Here is a 14,798-nt window from a genome sequence, read left to right as displayed (position 1 = left end):
CCTGAGGTGAGGACCGGGGGCACTGGTCGTGCGCCCCCGGAGAGAGGAAGGGGAGCCGTGCATGGGGGGAGGTGGTGAGGTACTGCGTGGGGGGCGCGGGACGGTTCCGACGGGGGTCAGTCGTCCCGCGGGGAGGGGTGGTCTGCGGGGGTGGCCGTACGGCGCCTGCGGGCGATCATCAACCCGCCGGCCGCGGCGGCCAGGACGACGACTCCGGCGCCGACGGCCGGCGGCAGCGCCGGGGAAGAGCTCTCGGCGGCGGCCGGTTCGGTCTTCTCCTGCGCGGCGGCCTTCTTCGGCTCGGGCGAGGCGGTCGGGGTGCCGGCGGAGCCGAGGTCGGGCAGGGGCGGCAGTTCGGCCTTCTCGTCGAGGGTGACGGCGAGGGAGACGGGGTCCATCGCGGTGCCCTTCTTGTAGAGCGAGCCGAAGGCGTCGGCGCCCTTCGCGGTGAGCGCGGCGGGCACCTCGGTGAGGGTGATCAGGCCGTCCTCGGCCTGGAGTTCCTTCACGGCGAAGGTGACGAGCGGGACGCCCTTCGTCACCTCGTCCGCGTCACGGACGTCGGCGCGCAGGGTGCCCTTGCCGTCCTCGACGGCGACGGCGACCTTGCTGAGCTCGAGGTCCAGGCCGTGGTCGCCGGTGAAGCGGACGCTGCCGTCGAAGGAGGCGTCGAGCCGCTGGTCCTCCTTGTCGAAGGTGCCCGCGCCGGAGGTGAAGCGGAAGAGGGCCCCGCCGTCCTCGGCGCCGTCGGCGAGCTTCCACTCGCCCTGGGCGAGGGAGCCGGTGACGTACTCGCGGAAGGTGCGGCGTACGCCCCAGTCGAGGGCGGCGTCCTCGATGCGGGCGGCCTTCTTCTCCTTCTCCGCCTTCTTCTTCCCGCCGTCGTCCTTCTTCTTCTCCTCGCCCCCGGGGGAGTTGGAGGGCTGCTGGGCGGCGGCGAGGAGGTCGGCGGAGAGGCTGACCGGGTCGAGGGCGGTGCCGGCGGTGTAGTACCCGGCGAAGGCGCGGGCGCCCTGGGAGGTGAGGGTGGCGGGGAGGTTGCTGAGGCCGATCGGACCGCCGCCGCCGCGCATCTCGATGCCGGAGACGTTGAGCGTGGCCAGCGGGACCTGGGCGGAGGTGGTGACCTGGCCGGTGCCCTTGGCCTTGCTGGTCATGTCGGCGTAGAGGGTGCCGCTGCCGCCGGAGATGCGGACGGTGGGGCGGGCGATGGTGAGGTCGAGTTCGTGGCCGCCGTTCTTCGGGTGGCCGAGGAAGCGGACGCCGCCGGAGAAGCCGGCCGAGAAGGCGCCGGTGTCCGGGTTGTACGAGCCGGTCGCCGAGTGGAACCGGAACTGGCTGGCGCCGACCGTGGCCGCGCCGCCCTGGAGGGTGTAACTCCCCTGCGCGATGGGCCCGGTGACGTACGACTGGAACGAGGACTTGACCCCCCAGTCCAGCCGGCCGCCCTGCACGGTGCGGTCGGCGGCGTGGGCGGTGGTGGCGGGAAGCAGCGCCCCCAGGGATGCCGCGAGAACGGTGACGGTGACCGCTCTGGCGGTACGTCTGGCAGACAGCATGGAACTTCCCTTTCGGGCAGGCTGGCGATTTTAGGTAAGGCTAACCTAAGCTACCTCCTGTCTCTCCGGAACCCCCGGAACCTCAACAGCACGACAGGACGGTGGACTCGGTGCGTATCCCAGTTCGGGCCGGTGCACTGGCGGCGGGACTCGCGCTCGCCCTCACGGCATGCGGCGGACCGGCAGAAGGCGGTGACACCGGGCACAAGGGCGCCGCCCCGGCCGCCGAGGAGCGGACCGACCGGATCGAGCCGCTCGCCGGACCGGCCCCCGAGCCGAAGCTCCCCGCCGAGGTCGCCTCGGCCGACGGCCACACCGTGTCCGTCGAGGACACCAGCCGCGTCGTCCCGCTCACCGGCAGCCTCAACGAGATCGTCTTCACCCTCGGCCTCGGTGAGCAGGTGGTCGCCCGGGACATCACCGCCACCTTCGAACAGGCCGCCGATCTCCCCGTGGTGACGCGGGCCCACGACGTCTCCGCCGAGAGCGTGCTCTCGCTGAAGCCGACCGTCGTCCTCGCCGACACCACCACCGGGCCAGCCGAGGCCATCAGCCAGCTCCGCGACGCGGGCATCCCGCTGGTCGTCCTGGACCCGCCGAAGAGCCTCGACGACATCGGCCCCCGGATCGAGGCCGTGGCCGGCGCCCTCGGCGTGGCCGAGGCGGGCAAGGCCCTGGTGGACCGTACCGAGCAGCGCATCGAGAAGGTCCGCGCCGACGTGCCCGACCTGCCCGCCGCCGACCGGCCCCGGGTCGCCTTCCTCTACCTGCGCGGCTCCGCCTCCGTCTACCTGCTCGGCGGCCGTGAGTCGGGCGCCGGCTCGCTCCTGGAGGCGGCCGGGGCGCTGGACGCGGGGAAGGAGTCCGGGCTGCGCAAGGACTTCACCGCCATCACCAGCGAGGCGCTGGCCAAGGCCGCCCCCGACGCGATCCTCGTCATGGCCAAGGGGCTGAAGTCGGTCGACGGGATCGACGGCCTGGTCAAGATCCCGGGCGTCGCCGAGACCCCCGCCGGGATGGACCGCCGCGTCGTCTCCATCGACGACGGCGTCCTCCTCAACTACGGCCCGCGCACCGACCAGGTCCTCGCCGACCTGGTCGACCAGCTCTACGCCGGGCAGGACGGCGCCAAGTGACCACCACCGCGCCCCGCGCCGACCTCACCAAAGGCGGCCCGCAGGACGAGGGTTCGGCCCGGCAGTCCACCGGCCGCGCCCGCCGCCTCTCCCTCACCGCCGGCCTCACCCTCGGCCTGATCGCCGCCCTGGTCCTGCTCTGCCTGCTCTCCGCCGGCATCGGCGCCTACCGCATACCCATCGGCGATGTCCTCGGCTCGCTCCTGCACCGCACCGGCCTCGGCGGGGCGGAGCTGGACCGGGTCGGCGAGAGCGTGCTGTGGAACATCCGGCTCCCCCGGGTCGTCCTCGCCCTGCTGGTCGGCGCCTCGCTCGGCTGCGCGGGCGCCCTCATGCAGGGTGTCTTCGGCAACCCGCTGGCCGAGCCGGGCGTCATCGGCATCTCCTCGGGCGCCGCCGTCGGCGCGGTCGCCTCCATCGCCCTCGGCCTGACCTTCTTCGGCGACTGGACGGTGACGGTCTTCGCCTTCCTCGCCGGCCTCGCCACCGTCCTCCTCGTCTACGTCATGTCCCGCTCGGGCGGCCGGACCGAGGTGGTCACGCTGATCCTCACCGGCATCGCGGTCAACGCCTTCGCCGGAGCCCTGATCGGCCTCTTCGTCTTCTTCGCCGACAACGCCCAGGTCAGCCAGATCACCTTCTGGCAGCTCGGCTCACTGGCCCAGGCCACCTGGCCCAAGGTGCTCGCCGTCCTGCCCTGCGCGCTGGCCGGACTGATCGCCGCCCCGCTCCACGCCCGCCAGCTCGACCTGCTCGCCCTCGGCGAGCGCCCGGCCCGGCACCTCGGGGTCGACGTGGAGCGGTTGCGGATCGTCCTCGTGCTGGTCGTCGCGCTGCTGACCGCCGCCGCCGTGGCGGTGGCCGGGATCATCACCTTCGTCGGCCTGCTCGTCCCGCACCTGCTGCGGATGGCGGCCGGACCCGGACACCGCTTCCTCGTCCCGGGCAGCGCGCTCGGCGGCGCCCTCGTCCTGGTCGCCGCCGACCTCGCCGCCCGTACCGTGGCGGCCCCCGCCGAACTCCCGCTGGGCGTCCTCACCGCCCTGTTCGGCAGTCCGTTCTTCTTCTGGCTCCTGCGCCGCACCCGGCGCAAGCAGGGAGGCTGGGCATGAGCCTGACGGCCAGACTCCTCGGCACCGCGCGCACCGTCCGCGACCTGCCCGCCGCGCCCGCGCCCGGCACCGTCCTCGCCGAGGCCGAGCGGCTACGGGTCCGCCTCGGCGACCGCACCGTCCTCGACGGGGCCGACCTCACCGTCCGCGCCGGGCAGGTCCTCGCCCTGGTCGGCCCGAACGGCGCCGGCAAGTCCACCCTGCTCGCCGCCCTGGCCGCCGACACCCCGGCGGCCGAGGGCATAGTACGCGTCGCGGGCCGCCCGGCCGGGGAGTGGAGCGCGGCCGAACTGGCCCTGCGCCGGGCGGTGCTGCCGCAGGCGGCCACGCTCTCCTTCCCGTTCCCCGTGGAGGAGGTGGTCCGGATGGGCCGTGCCCCCTGGGCCGGGACCGAGCGGGAGGACGAGGACGAGGAGGCGGTCCGCGCGGCGATGGCCGTGACCGAGGTGACGGAGTTCGCCGGGCGCCCCTTCTCCGCGCTCTCCGGCGGCGAACGCGCCCGCGTCGCCCTCGCCCGGGTCCTCGCCCAGCGCGCCCCGCTGCTGCTGCTCGACGAACCCACCGCCGCCCTCGACCTGCGCCACCAGGAACTGGTGCTGCGGATCTGCCGCGAGCGGGCCGCGGCCGGGGACGCCGTCGTCGTCGTCCTCCACGACCTCCAGCTGGCCGCCGCCTACGCCGACCGGGCCGCCGTCCTGCACGGCGGCCGGATCGCCGCCGAGGGCCCGCCCGCCGAGGTCTTCACCGCCGGGCTGATCGGCGAGGTCTACCGCCAGCCCGTCGAGGTCCTCCCGCATCCGGCGGGCGGCTCCCCTCTGGTCGTCCCGGTGCGCCCACGCTGACCCTGGCACCGGGATTCCGGGCGCGCCTCCCTGCCGGGGAGGCGCGCCCGGCCTGTACGCCGGGCGGGCACGGGGCCGATAGGGTTCGGGCCCGGACGTGGAGCAGGGAAGGGCGGTCGCAAGGGATGAGCAGGCGGCGGGGGTTGGCGCTGTCGGCGGCGGTTTCGGCACTGGCGCTGGCGGCGAGCGGATGCGTCACCGTCCACGGTGAGCTGGAGGTCGTACCCGCCGCCACGAAGGGCGAGGCCGCCCGGGCGCTGGCGGAGTTCACCGAGGCGTACAACGCCGGCGACAAGGCGTACGACCCGGAGCTGAGCGCCGGCCGGGTGACCGGGGCGCTCGGCCAGATCAACCAGGCCAGCCTGCGGGCCAAGGGGAAGACCACCCCGGGCGGCAATCCGCGCCACAGCCCGCTGAAGCTGACCGACGCCCGTTTCCTCATCCCCGCCAAGGCCGGGTGGCCGCGGTGGTTCCTCGCGGACACCGACAGCAACCGGGACGTGGACGACGATCCCCGGCTGGACACCCGCTGGTTCGTCGCCTTCGTCAAGAGCGGGCCCGACGCGCAGTGGAAGGCGGCCTACCTCTCCATCCTCACCCCGGACGAGATACCGGAGTTCTCCGAGGACGCGAAGGGGAACGCGGTGCCGGTGACGGACGGAGCCGAGGGACTCGCCGTCGCGCCGGGGCGGCTGAGCAAGGAGTACGCCGACTTCCTCGGCAAGGGCGGGGAGTTGTTCGCCGACGGGCAGCACACCTCCTCCTGGCGGGCGCAGCGTGAGGAGAACGCCGACCGGCCCGGGCGCACCACCCAGTGGGTCGACCAGCCGCTCGACAAGGGGGACTTCGCGCCGCTCGCGCTGCGGACCGAGGACGGTGGGGCGATGGTGCTCTTCGCCACGCGGCACTTCGAGAAGCAGACGGCGGCGCGGGGGGTACCGCTGACCGTGCGCCCCGAGGTGGGGGCGTTGCTCAAGGGGGAGATCAAGCGGGCGGTGACTCTGGAGCGGGTCTCCAACCAGGTCGTCACCGTGCCCGGGCCGGAGGGGTCCGGCTCCGGCGGGAAGGTGGTTTTCCTCAACCGGATCGAGGGGTTGACCGGGGCGGTCGGGGAGTAGCGCCTGCGGCGGGCCGGGGTGAGGTGGGGCGGGGGCTCGTCGTGCGTGCCGGTCACAGATGGCCTCAAACGCCGGCCGGGCTGTCCTTAGCGGCCCAAGGGCCAGGCCGTCGTGGGGTCGTGTTCGCCGGTGTGGCGGGCGCTGGCGTCGGTGAGGTGGGGGAGGAGAGTCAGGGGGTCGGGGAGGGGGTGTTCCGGGCCGCGTAGCCAGGAGACGCCGGGGCCCTCGCCCGGGAGGCGGGCCGGGGGGACGAGGACGTAGCTGCCGCGGCAGTGCCAGCGCAGGCCGGGCGAGTCGTCGTCGGTGTCGGGGTGGGCGTCCAGTTCGCAGGGCCACCACTCGTCCTCGTCCTCGGGGGTGCCCCGGGTCATGGCGAAGAAGAGCATGCGGCCGTCGCCGGTCTCGGCGACCGGGCCGACCTCGACCCCGGCGGCCTCCAGCGCCTGAAGCGCCTCGCGGCCCGCCTGGAGGGGGACGTCCAGGACGTCGTGGACCATGCCGGTGGCGGTGATGAAGTTGGCCTCGGGCTGGTGCCGGGCCCAGCGCTCGACCTGCCCCTTGTCGGTGGTCGACTGGGTCTGCCAGGCGAAGGAGACCGGGTGGCGGGCGGGGGTCGGACACCCCATGCGCGCGCACGAACAGAGGTATCCCTCGGGGTGGGCGGCGGGGGCCAGGGGCAGTCCCGCCCCGGCGGCGGCCAGCAGCAGCTCCTCGCGCCGGGCGGCCTCGTCACCCGGGTCCTGTTTCGGCCGGCGGTGCAGCCACTGGGAAAACCTGCTCTGCCCGCCGGAGCGGCGGCCGAACTCCGCGCCCATCAATCCCCTCACCTCGACGTCGTGCGCTCCATGGTGCCACTTCCCGGAGCAGGGAGAGGCCGGTGGGACGCCCGGGGGGTACCGGGCACGGAGGCTCGGGGGGCGCACGACGGCGCAAGTACGGCTCGGGGAGGCGCGCGGGCAGCGCACCCCCTGGCCGGGGTCAGGCGCCCCGCAGGCCGGTGAGGACGTGGTCGACGAGGGCGTCGGCGTAGGCGTGGTCGAGCGGGCCCGTGCCCATCAGCCAGCGGTAGGTGAGCGGCGCCACCAGCAGGTCGGTGGCGATCGCCACCTCGGTCTCCGGGCGGATCTCGCCGCGCTCGCGGGCGGCGGTCAGCCGGGTCGCGTAGAGGCGGAGGCCGGGGGCGAGGACATGTTCCAGGAAGCGGGCGCCGAGCTGCGGGTTGAGGATGCCCTCGGCCGACAGGGCGCGGGCGGGGTCGGCGTACGCGGGCTCGTTCAGCTCGTCCACGGTGGCCTGGAGGACCAGTTTCAGGTCGGCGGCGAGGTCGCCGCTGTCGGGGAAGGCGGCGGCGCCGGGGTCGTCCTCGGGGGTGACGGCGGAGCGCTGGGCCAGGTCGAGGAAGGCTTCGAGGACGACGTCGCCCTTGGAGGGCCACCAGCGGTAGATGGTCTGCTTGCCGACTCCGGCGCGGGCGGCGATGGCCTCGATGGTGAGCTTGGCGTACCCGGTCTCGGAGACCAGGGCGAGGGCCGCCTCGTAGATCGCGCGTCGGGAGCGGTCGCTGCGGCGGCCGGCGTCGGGCATCGCGGTGGGGGTGGCCTTCTCAGACATACCCGCCAATGTAACAGCGGAGGCGAGGCGCAACGTACCGTCTCGCAATCCCGGCGCGCCCCCGCAAAGAGCGGGTGATTCCCGCGCGTTGGGTACGAGGAGGGAGATTACGGGCAGACCATGGCGACAGGGGCCGCCACCGGGCGGGCCCTTCGCCCGTGAGGAGAGGAGTCCCCTTGCCTCGTCATGCCGCGGCCCGCCGCTACCTGATGTGCCGGCCTCAGTACTTCACCGTCGCCTACGCGATCAACCCCTGGATGAACCCGGCCAAGCCGGTCGACGTCCCGCTGGCCGTGGCCCAGTGGGAGGACCTGCGCGACCGCTACCGCGCCTTCGGCCACACCGTGGAGGAGCTGGAGCCGCACCCCGCCCTGCCCGACATGGTCTTCGCCGCCAACGGCGCGACGATGGTGGACGGCCGGGTCCTCGGCGCCCGCTTCGCCCATCCGGAGCGGGAGGCGGAGGCGGCGGCGCACGCGGCCTGGTTCCGCGCCCACGGCTTCGGGGAGCCGGTGGAGCCGCTCCATGTCAACGAGGGCGAGGGCGACTTCGCCGTCACCCGGAACTGGCTGCTGGCCGGCCGCGGCTTCCGCACCAGCCCGCTGGCGCACGCCCAGGCCCAGGAGGTGCTGAGACGCCCGGTGATCGGGCTCGACCTGGTCGACCCGCGCTACTACCACCTGGACACCGCGCTGGCCGTCCTGGACGACCGGACCGACGAGATCATGTACTACCCGGACGCCTTCTCCCCCGGCAGCCGGGCGGTGCTGCGGCGGCTCTTCCCCGACGCGCTGATCGCCCAGGAACGGGACGCGGCCGCCCTCGGGCTCAACGCGGTCTCCGACGGGGCACGGGTCTTCCTGCCCCAGGCGGCGCAGGGGCTCTTCGGGCCGTTGCGGGAGCGCGGGTTCGAGCCGGTCGGCCTGGACCTGAGCGAGCTGCTCAAGGGCGGCGGCAGCGTGAAGTGCTGCACGCAGGAGCTGCGGGGCTGAGCGACGCGGGACCCCGCCCTCGTCAGGGGGCGGGGTCCTCGCGCGGAGGCCACGGGTCGCCCCAGGCGGTGTCGCGGGCGGCGCGGTAGAGGGGGCCCTGCCGTTTGGTGACGGTCTCCCGGCTCAGCTCCTCGGTGTCGCGGCAGAGGTCGAGGAGGACCTGGCCCTTGCGGGTCTGCGGCCGGCGGACGACCCGGGCGGTGGCGGGGGCGGGCGGGAAGCGGGTGGCGGCGACGTAGCTGAACTTCTCGTCCTCCCAGGCCAGGGAGGCGCCCTTGACCTGGCGGTGGAGGGAGGAGCGGCTGACCCGGGCGGCGAAGTGGCACCAGTCGGTGCCCTCCTCGATCGGGCAGGCGGCGCTGTGCGGGCAGGGCGCGGCGACGTGGAACCCGGCGGCGACCAGCCGGTCGCGGGCCTCGATGATCCGCCGGTAGCCGTCCGGGGTGCCGGGCTCGACGACGGCGACCGCCTCGGCGGCGACCGCGGCGGCGTCCACCACGGCGGTGCGGTCGGCGGGGGTCAGCTCCCCGAGCACGTAGGAGACGGTGACCAGGCCGGTGGGCGGGACGTCGAGGGCGGCGTCGATCCGGGCCCGGCGCCACCGGGCGTCGCGGAGCGCGGCGGAGGGGGCGCGGGCGGCCAGTTCGCGGCCGAGGGCGAGGGCGGGTTCGGCCCAGTCGAGCACGGTGACGGGCCGGGGGGCGGAGCCGTCGGCCGGGTCGGGCCAGATGTCGGCGGCGGCCCAGACGGCGGCGCCGGTGCCGCCGCCGATGTCGGTGTGGCCCGAGGGCGTCCACTCCGGCACGGCATCGGCGAGCGCTCCGAGCGCGGCCCGGTCGGCCTCGAAGGTTGCGGGCATCCGGTACGCGGCGTAGGCGACCACGTCGGAGCGGTCGCGCAGGACGGGGGCGTCGGTGGGGGTGGCGCCCCGGTAGTTGGCGATGAGCCGCGCGGTGGCCTGGGCGGCCTGCCGGGGCGGCAGCCCGTCGACGAGTTCCGCGAGGGTGGCGCGGAGCGCTTCGGCGGGGGCCTGGGGGGAGAGTGGGGCGTGCACCGGGGAAGTGTACGAGGCGGGCGGGCCCGCACCGGAAACCGCGGCCCGGTCAGACCCCCGGGCCCGGGGTACGGGCGGCGCGGGCGAGCAGGGTCGCGGCGGCCGCGCGGGGTGCGGAGTCGGCGGGGCGGCGGCGGGGGTGGACGGTGTTGGCGAGGAGGACGAGGAAGGTGTCGGTGGCGGGATCCAGGACCAGGGAGGTGCCGGTGAAGCCGGTGTGCCCGGCGGCGCCGCGTCCGGCGAGGCCGCCCATGAACCAGGGCTGGTCGATGCCGAAGCCGAGGCCGAGGCGGAGCATCAGGTCGACGTAGTCGGGGCCGAGGATGCGGGCCTGCCCGTGGGCGCCCCCGGCCAGCAAAGCGCGGGCGAAGACGGCGAGGTCTCCGGCGGTGGCGAAGAGCCCGGCGTGCCCGGCGACGCCGCCGAGCGCCCAGGCGTTCTCGTCATGGACGGTGCCGCGCACCATGCCCCGGTCGGCCTTGGCCCAGGGCAGCCGCTGGTCCTCGGTGGCGGCGGCCTCGGGGCGCGGGCCGAAGGAGGTGGCGGTCATGCCGAGCGGGCGGGTGATGCCGTCGTGGACGAGGCGGTCGAGCCCGCGCCCGGTGATCCGTTCCAGGACGAGCTGGACGAGGAGGAGGTTGAGGTCGGAGTAGCGGGGCGGGCCGCCGGGGGCGACGAGCGGCTTCTCGTGGCGGAGCGCGTCGAGTCGCGCGGTGTGGTCCGGCAGCTCGTAGAGCGGCAGTTCGGGGCGGAGGCCCGAGGTGTGGGTGAGCAGGTGGCGCAGGGTGAGCCCGGCGTCGTCGGCGGCGGTCAGCTCGGGGACGTAAGCGGCGACGCGGGCGTCGATGCCGAGGGGGCCGCGCTCCATCTGCTGGACGGCGGCGACGGTGGTGAACAGCTTGGTGAGGGAGGCGAGGTCGAAGGGGGTGTCGAGGGTGACCGGGACCCGCTGCTCCTCCGGGAGTTCGCGGGGCGCGTCGGCCTCGGTGTCCCATGCCTCGTACCGGACGGCCCAGCCGGTGGCCTCCTCGACGGCGACGTAGGGGCCGCGTCCGGCGACCACGACGGCCCCGGCGCACCAGGGGCGGCGGCCCTGCGGCAGGCGGCGGACGCCACGGACGAGCTTGCGCAGCTCGCGGGGGTCGAGTCCGGCTCTCTCAGGGGTGCCGGGGCGCAGGCGGGGGGCGCTCAGCTGTCCGCTCCTCCCGTGTGCGGCGCGCCCGCCGGGGCGCGGCCGGGCCGGGCGAGCAGGGCCCAGCAGGCGGCGGCGAGCAGGGCGCAGGTCAGCTGGAGGACCGCCATGGGGACGGCGGTGTGCTCGCCCGCGACGCCGACCAGCGGGGAGGCGACGGCGCCGACCAGGAAGGAGGAGGTGCCGAGGAGCGCGGAGGCGGAGCCGGCCGCGTTCCGGGTGCGCATCAGGGCGAGGGTGGTGGTGTTGGGGGTGACCAGGCCGAGCGCCGAGACCAGGACGAAGAGTCCGGCGGCGACGGGGACCAGGCCGACCTCGCCGAAGACACCGAGGGTCATCAGGAGCAGGGCGAGGGCGGCGGCGGTCATCAGGGCGAGGCCGGTGGCGAGGACCTTGTCGAGGCTGACGCGGCCGACGAGGACCTTGCCGTTGAGCTGCCCGGCGCCGACCAGCCCGACCGAGTTGAGGCCGAAGAGCAGGCTGAAGGTCTGCGGGGAGGCACCGTAGATCTCCTGGACCACGAAAGGCGAGGCGCTGATGTAGGCGAAGAGGGCGGCCGAGGCGAAGCCGGCGGCGAGCAGGTAGCCGGCGAAGGGGCGGTCGGCGAGCAGCGAGCGCATCGTGGTGAGGGTGGCGCGGAAGCCGCCGGAGTGGCGCTCCTCGGGGGCGAGGGTCTCGGGCAGCACCCGGTGGACGAGGACGAGCAGGCCGAGGCCGATCAGGGTGAGGACGGCGAAGACGCCGCGCCAGTCGGTGAACCGCAGCAGCTGGCCGCCGATGAGCGGGGCGACGATCGGCGCGGCCCCGGAGATCAGCATCAGGGTGGAGAAGAAGCGGGCCATGGCGAGGCCGTCGTAGAGGTCGCGGACGACGGCACGGGCGATGACGATGCCGGCCGCCCCGGCGAGCCCCTGGACCAGCCGGAAGGTGACCAGCAGCGCGGCGTTGGGGGCGACGACGCACAGCGCGGTGGCGAGGACGTAGAGGACCATGCCGGTCAGGAGCGGGCGGCGCCGCCCCCACTTGTCGCTCATCGGGCCGACCACGAGCTGGCCGAGCGCCATGCCGGCGAGGCAGGCGGTGAGGGTGAGCTGGACGGTGGCGGCCGAGGCGCCGTAGCTGTCGGTGACCGCGGGCAGCGCCGGGAGGTACATGTCCATGGCCAGCGGCGGTGTGGCGGTGAGTCCGCCGAGGACCAGGGTGACCAGGAAGCCGGTGCGGCGCAGCGCGGGGGTGGCGACTGCGCGTGGCGGCGGGACGGCTTCGGGGGTCGTCCGCGTGGGGGCGGTCGGGGGGTGCTGCTCCCCGTGGGTGGTCGGGCCGCCGTCCGGCATGCTGCCTCTCCTGTGCTGGGCCACGGGCCGGGGCTGTCGCCAGGCCGTCGCGGTCCTCCGGTCGTTCGGGGCGTTCGGTCTCCTTATGCTCTCAGCTCGGCGAGGATGGTCGAGACCTTTTCGGCCGGGGCTGGCCGGAGGCGGTACGGCGGTGGGCGGGCGTTGTCCGGATCTGTCCGCCGGAGGCGAGTAGGCGGCGCCGTGAGAGGCGTCCTGACGTGAGGGGTGGGGCATGGCGGATACGAAGACGGCGCCGGTGCGGTGGGGGGTGCTGGCGACCGGGGCGATGGCGGCCGCGTTCACCGAGGATCTGCGGCAACTGCCGGACGCCGAGGTGGTGGCGGTCGGTTCACGGTCGGCGGCCCCGGCCCGGAGCTTCGCGGACCGGTTCGGGATACCCCGGGCGCACGGGAGCTGGGCGGAGTTCGCCGACGACGACCAGGTGGACGTGGTCTACGTGGCGGCGCCGCACAGCGAGCACCTGCGGGCGGCCGGGATGTGCCTGGAGGCGGGCCGGGCGGTGCTCTGCGAGAAGCCGCTGGCGCTCAGTGCGCGACAGGCCGGGGAGCTGGTGGCGCTCGCCCGGAAGCGGGACGTCTTCCTGATGGAGGGCATGTGGATGTGGTGCAACCCGCTGGTGCGGCGGCTGGCGGCGCTGGTCGCCGACGGCGCGGTCGGCGAGGTGCGCACGGTCGCCGCGGACTTCGGGCTGCCGGGCCCGTTCCCGCCCGGCCACCGGCTGCTGGACCCGGCGCGCGGCGGCGGGGCCCTGCTGGACCTCGGCGTCTACCCGGTGGCGTTCGCCCAGTTGCTGCTGGGCGAGCCGGAGCGGGTGACGGCGCGCGCCACGCTCTCGGCCGAGGGCGTCGACACCCACACCTCGCTGCTGCTGGAGTGGGCGGGCGGCGCACAGGGGCTGCTGCACTGCTCGGTGACGGCGGACACCCCTCGGGCGGCCTCGGTCTCGGGGACCGGCGGGTGGATCGAGGTGCCGGAGAGTTTCTTCCGCCCGGACCACTTCGTGCTGCACCGTCCGGGTCGCGAGCCGGAGGTGTTCCGCAGCGCGGGCGGCCCGGACGACACCTGGGCCCCGCAGGCCGCCGAGGTGATGCGCTGTCTGCGGGCCGGTGAGCGCCAGTCGCCGCTGGTGCCGCTGGAGGCGACGCTCGGGGTGCTGCGGACGGTGGACGCGGCGCGGGCGGAGGTGGGGGTGCGCTACCCGGGTGAGTAGCCGGGTGCTGGGCGCGCGTCCCCCGGTTGCCCCGCTGCTGGTGCGGAGCGGGGGCGCGCGGCCTACGTTCGAGCCGCGGGGCGCGCGCCCGGCCGCCCCTTCCCCTCCAGGAGGAGCACCGTGGCGCTGCATCAGGTGGGCCGGCCGGAGCCCGGGCAGGCGCCGGAGCCGAACGGCGGCGCCGACGCCGGCATCGAGGACGTGTACAGCACGCGGCTGAGCCGCCGGACGCTGCCCAAGCGGCAGGTGCCCGAGCGGGAGGCCGATCCGGTGGCGGTGCTGGAGCTGATCCGCTCCGAGCTGGCGATGGACGGCAACTCCTCGCAGAACCTCGCGACGTTCTGCACCACCTGGGCGGAGCCCGAGGTGCACGCGCTGATGGACGAGTGCCTCGACAAGAACATGATCGACAAGGACGAGTACCCGCAGACCGCCGCCATCGAGGAGCGGTGTGTGCGGATGCTGGCCGAGCTGTGGCACAGCCCGTCCGGCGGCGAGGCGATGGGCTGTTCGACCACCGGGTCGAGCGAGGCCGCGATGCTCGGCGGACTGGCGCTGAAGTGGCGGTGGCGCAAGGCACGCGAGGCGGCGGGCCGGCCGGCGGACCGGCCGAACCTGGTCTGCGGCCCGGTCCAGGTCTGCTGGGAGAAGTTCGCCCGCTACTTCGACGTGGAGCTGCGCCAGGTCCCGCTGGAGGAGGGGGCGACGGGGCTGCGCCCGCACCAGCTCCGCGCCCACCTCGACGAGAACACCATCGGCGTGGTGGCGATCCTCGGCGTCACCTTCACCTGCGACTACGAGCCGGTGGCCGAGCTGGCCGCCGAACTGGACGCGGTGCAGCGCGACACGGGTCTTGACGTGCCGCTGCACGTGGACGCGGCGAGCGGCGGGTTCGTCGCGCCCTTCGTCCACCCGGACGTGGTGTGGGACTTCCGGCTGGAGCGGGTCGCCTCGATCAACGCCTCCGGCCACAAGTACGGCATGGCGCCGCTCGGCGTGGGCTGGGTGGTCTGGCGCCTCCGGGACCTGCTCCCGGAGGAACTCGTCTTCGACGTGGACTACCTCGGCGGGAAGATGCCGACCTTCGCGCTGAACTTCTCCCGGCCCGGCGGCGAGGTCGTCGCCCAGTACTACAACCTGCTGCGGCTGGGCCGCGAGGGCTACCGGGCAATCCTCGACTCCTGCGGCCGCACCGCCCGCGCCCTCGCCGCGAAGGTGGCCGAGCTGGGGCCGTTCACCCTGCTGTACGACGGGCAGGGCGCGCTGCCCGCCGTCTCCTGGACGCTGACCGACCCCGAGTCCGCCGGCTTCACCCTGTACGACGTCACCGAGCTGCTGCGGCTGCGCGGCTGGCAGGTGCCCGCCTATCCACTCCCCGCCGACCGGCAGGAGACCGTGGTGCAGCGGGTCCTGGTCCGGCACGGGATCGGGTACGACAAGATCATGCTCCTCGCCGAGGACCTGCGGGAGGCGGTGGAACGGCTGAGCCACGGCGACCGCCGCGCGGCCGAGCAGCCGGGCTTCCACCACTGACCCGGAGGCCGCACCCCCAGGAAGCGGCGGCGCCCCTCATCTCCTCCTGACGTGTCATTGACACGCTTCGCGCAGGACCGGAAG

The 14,798-nt window shown here is 74.8% G+C and carries 13 protein-coding genes; 7 read left to right on the top strand and 6 right to left on the bottom strand.

What is annotated here, in order from left to right; genetic code table 11:
* Window positions 1-116: 116 nt before the first annotated feature.
* The gene (locus tag OIM89_RS22815; protein ID WP_264491589.1) at window positions 117-1,559 is read right to left on the bottom strand and encodes an HtaA domain-containing protein; all 1,443 of its coding nucleotides are present in this window, start codon (window positions 1,557-1,559) and stop codon (window positions 117-119) included.
* A gap of 101 nt (window positions 1,560-1,660) precedes the next feature.
* On the opposite strand from OIM89_RS22815, the gene OIM89_RS22810 reads away from it, so the two are divergent.
* From OIM89_RS22810 to OIM89_RS22795, 4 genes are all read left to right on the top strand, one after another.
* Window positions 1,661-2,695, top strand: a complete 1,035-nt coding sequence (locus OIM89_RS22810; RefSeq protein ID WP_175457930.1) for a heme/hemin ABC transporter substrate-binding protein — start codon at window positions 1,661-1,663, stop codon at window positions 2,693-2,695.
* The gene (locus tag OIM89_RS22805) at window positions 2,692-3,807 is read left to right on the top strand and encodes a FecCD family ABC transporter permease (RefSeq protein WP_257204281.1); all 1,116 of its coding nucleotides are present in this window, start codon (window positions 2,692-2,694) and stop codon (window positions 3,805-3,807) included. The genes OIM89_RS22810 and OIM89_RS22805 overlap by 4 nt, the downstream gene beginning before the upstream one ends.
* On the top strand, window positions 3,804-4,649 hold the full coding sequence (locus tag OIM89_RS22800) for a heme ABC transporter ATP-binding protein (protein WP_264491588.1): 846 nt from the start codon (window positions 3,804-3,806) through the stop codon (window positions 4,647-4,649). The genes OIM89_RS22805 and OIM89_RS22800 overlap by 4 nt, the downstream gene beginning before the upstream one ends.
* A 143-nt stretch (window positions 4,650-4,792) precedes the next feature.
* The gene (locus OIM89_RS22795) at window positions 4,793-5,767 is read left to right on the top strand and encodes a hypothetical protein (protein WP_151170468.1); all 975 of its coding nucleotides are present in this window, start codon (window positions 4,793-4,795) and stop codon (window positions 5,765-5,767) included.
* Window positions 5,768-5,853: 86 nt separating this feature from the next.
* Here the strand turns inward: OIM89_RS22795 and OIM89_RS22790 are convergent, their stop codons facing one another.
* Window positions 5,854-6,582: a bifunctional DNA primase/polymerase gene (locus tag OIM89_RS22790; RefSeq protein ID WP_175457928.1), complete on the bottom strand. Its 729-nt coding sequence runs from the start codon at window positions 6,580-6,582 to the stop codon at window positions 5,854-5,856.
* A 163-nt stretch (window positions 6,583-6,745) separates the two neighbouring features.
* Window positions 6,746-7,378 (bottom strand): TetR/AcrR family transcriptional regulator, encoded by a 633-nt coding sequence (locus tag OIM89_RS22785; protein WP_030699107.1) that lies wholly within the window; start codon window positions 7,376-7,378, stop codon window positions 6,746-6,748.
* Between the two features lie 176 nt (window positions 7,379-7,554).
* On the opposite strand from OIM89_RS22785, the gene ddaH reads away from it, so the two are divergent.
* The gene (gene ddaH, locus OIM89_RS22780; RefSeq protein ID WP_151169669.1) at window positions 7,555-8,370 is read left to right on the top strand and encodes a dimethylargininase; all 816 of its coding nucleotides are present in this window, start codon (window positions 7,555-7,557) and stop codon (window positions 8,368-8,370) included.
* Window positions 8,371-8,392: 22 nt separating this feature from the next.
* Here the strand turns inward: ddaH and OIM89_RS22775 are convergent, their stop codons facing one another.
* The 3 genes from OIM89_RS22775 to OIM89_RS22765 all read right to left on the bottom strand — a co-directional run bounded on the left by OIM89_RS22775 (window position 8,393) and on the right by OIM89_RS22765 (window position 11,950).
* The gene (locus tag OIM89_RS22775; RefSeq protein WP_030699109.1) at window positions 8,393-9,424 is read right to left on the bottom strand and encodes a small ribosomal subunit Rsm22 family protein; all 1,032 of its coding nucleotides are present in this window, start codon (window positions 9,422-9,424) and stop codon (window positions 8,393-8,395) included.
* Window positions 9,425-9,473: 49 nt separating this feature from the next.
* Window positions 9,474-10,487, bottom strand: a complete 1,014-nt coding sequence (locus OIM89_RS22770) for a serine hydrolase domain-containing protein (protein ID WP_264491587.1) — start codon at window positions 10,485-10,487, stop codon at window positions 9,474-9,476.
* Between the two features lie 125 nt (window positions 10,488-10,612).
* Window positions 10,613-11,950 (bottom strand): multidrug effflux MFS transporter, encoded by a 1,338-nt coding sequence (locus OIM89_RS22765; protein ID WP_030699111.1) that lies wholly within the window; start codon window positions 11,948-11,950, stop codon window positions 10,613-10,615.
* 232 nt (window positions 11,951-12,182) lie between these two features.
* On the opposite strand from OIM89_RS22765, the gene OIM89_RS22760 reads away from it, so the two are divergent.
* Both OIM89_RS22760 and OIM89_RS22755 read left to right on the top strand, forming a co-directional pair.
* Window positions 12,183-13,181, top strand: a complete 999-nt coding sequence (locus tag OIM89_RS22760; protein WP_047471033.1) for a Gfo/Idh/MocA family protein — start codon at window positions 12,183-12,185, stop codon at window positions 13,179-13,181.
* Window positions 13,182-13,301: 120 nt separating this feature from the next.
* A complete protein-coding gene (locus tag OIM89_RS22755) occupies window positions 13,302-14,714 on the top strand; it encodes a glutamate decarboxylase (protein WP_030699113.1) in 1,413 nt (470 codons plus the stop codon).
* Window positions 14,715-14,798 lie beyond the last annotated feature (84 nt).

The organism is Streptomyces sp. BI87 (genome assembly GCF_025957665.1).
GTDB lineage: Bacteria > Actinomycetota > Actinomycetes > Streptomycetales > Streptomycetaceae > Streptomyces > Streptomyces albidoflavus.
Note: the sequence above shows the minus strand (reverse complement) of the source record. Positions and strands in the feature narration are given on the sequence as shown.

Excerpts from the sequence above, each read along its gene's own strand:
- OIM89_RS22815 (WP_264491589.1), bottom strand. The coding sequence starts at position 1,559 with ATGCTGTCTGCCAGACGTACCGCCAGAGCGGTCACCGTCACCGTTCTC.
- OIM89_RS22800 (WP_264491588.1), top strand. The coding sequence starts at position 3,804 with ATGAGCCTGACGGCCAGACTCCTCGGCACCGCGCGCACCGTCCGCGAC.
- OIM89_RS22790 (WP_175457928.1), bottom strand. The coding sequence starts at position 6,582 with ATGGGCGCGGAGTTCGGCCGCCGCTCCGGCGGGCAGAGCAGGTTTTCC.
- OIM89_RS22785 (WP_030699107.1), bottom strand. The coding sequence starts at position 7,378 with ATGTCTGAGAAGGCCACCCCCACCGCGATGCCCGACGCCGGCCGCCGC.
- OIM89_RS22765 (WP_030699111.1), bottom strand. The coding sequence starts at position 11,950 with ATGCCGGACGGCGGCCCGACCACCCACGGGGAGCAGCACCCCCCGACC.
- OIM89_RS22760 (WP_047471033.1), top strand. The coding sequence starts at position 12,183 with ATGGCGGATACGAAGACGGCGCCGGTGCGGTGGGGGGTGCTGGCGACC.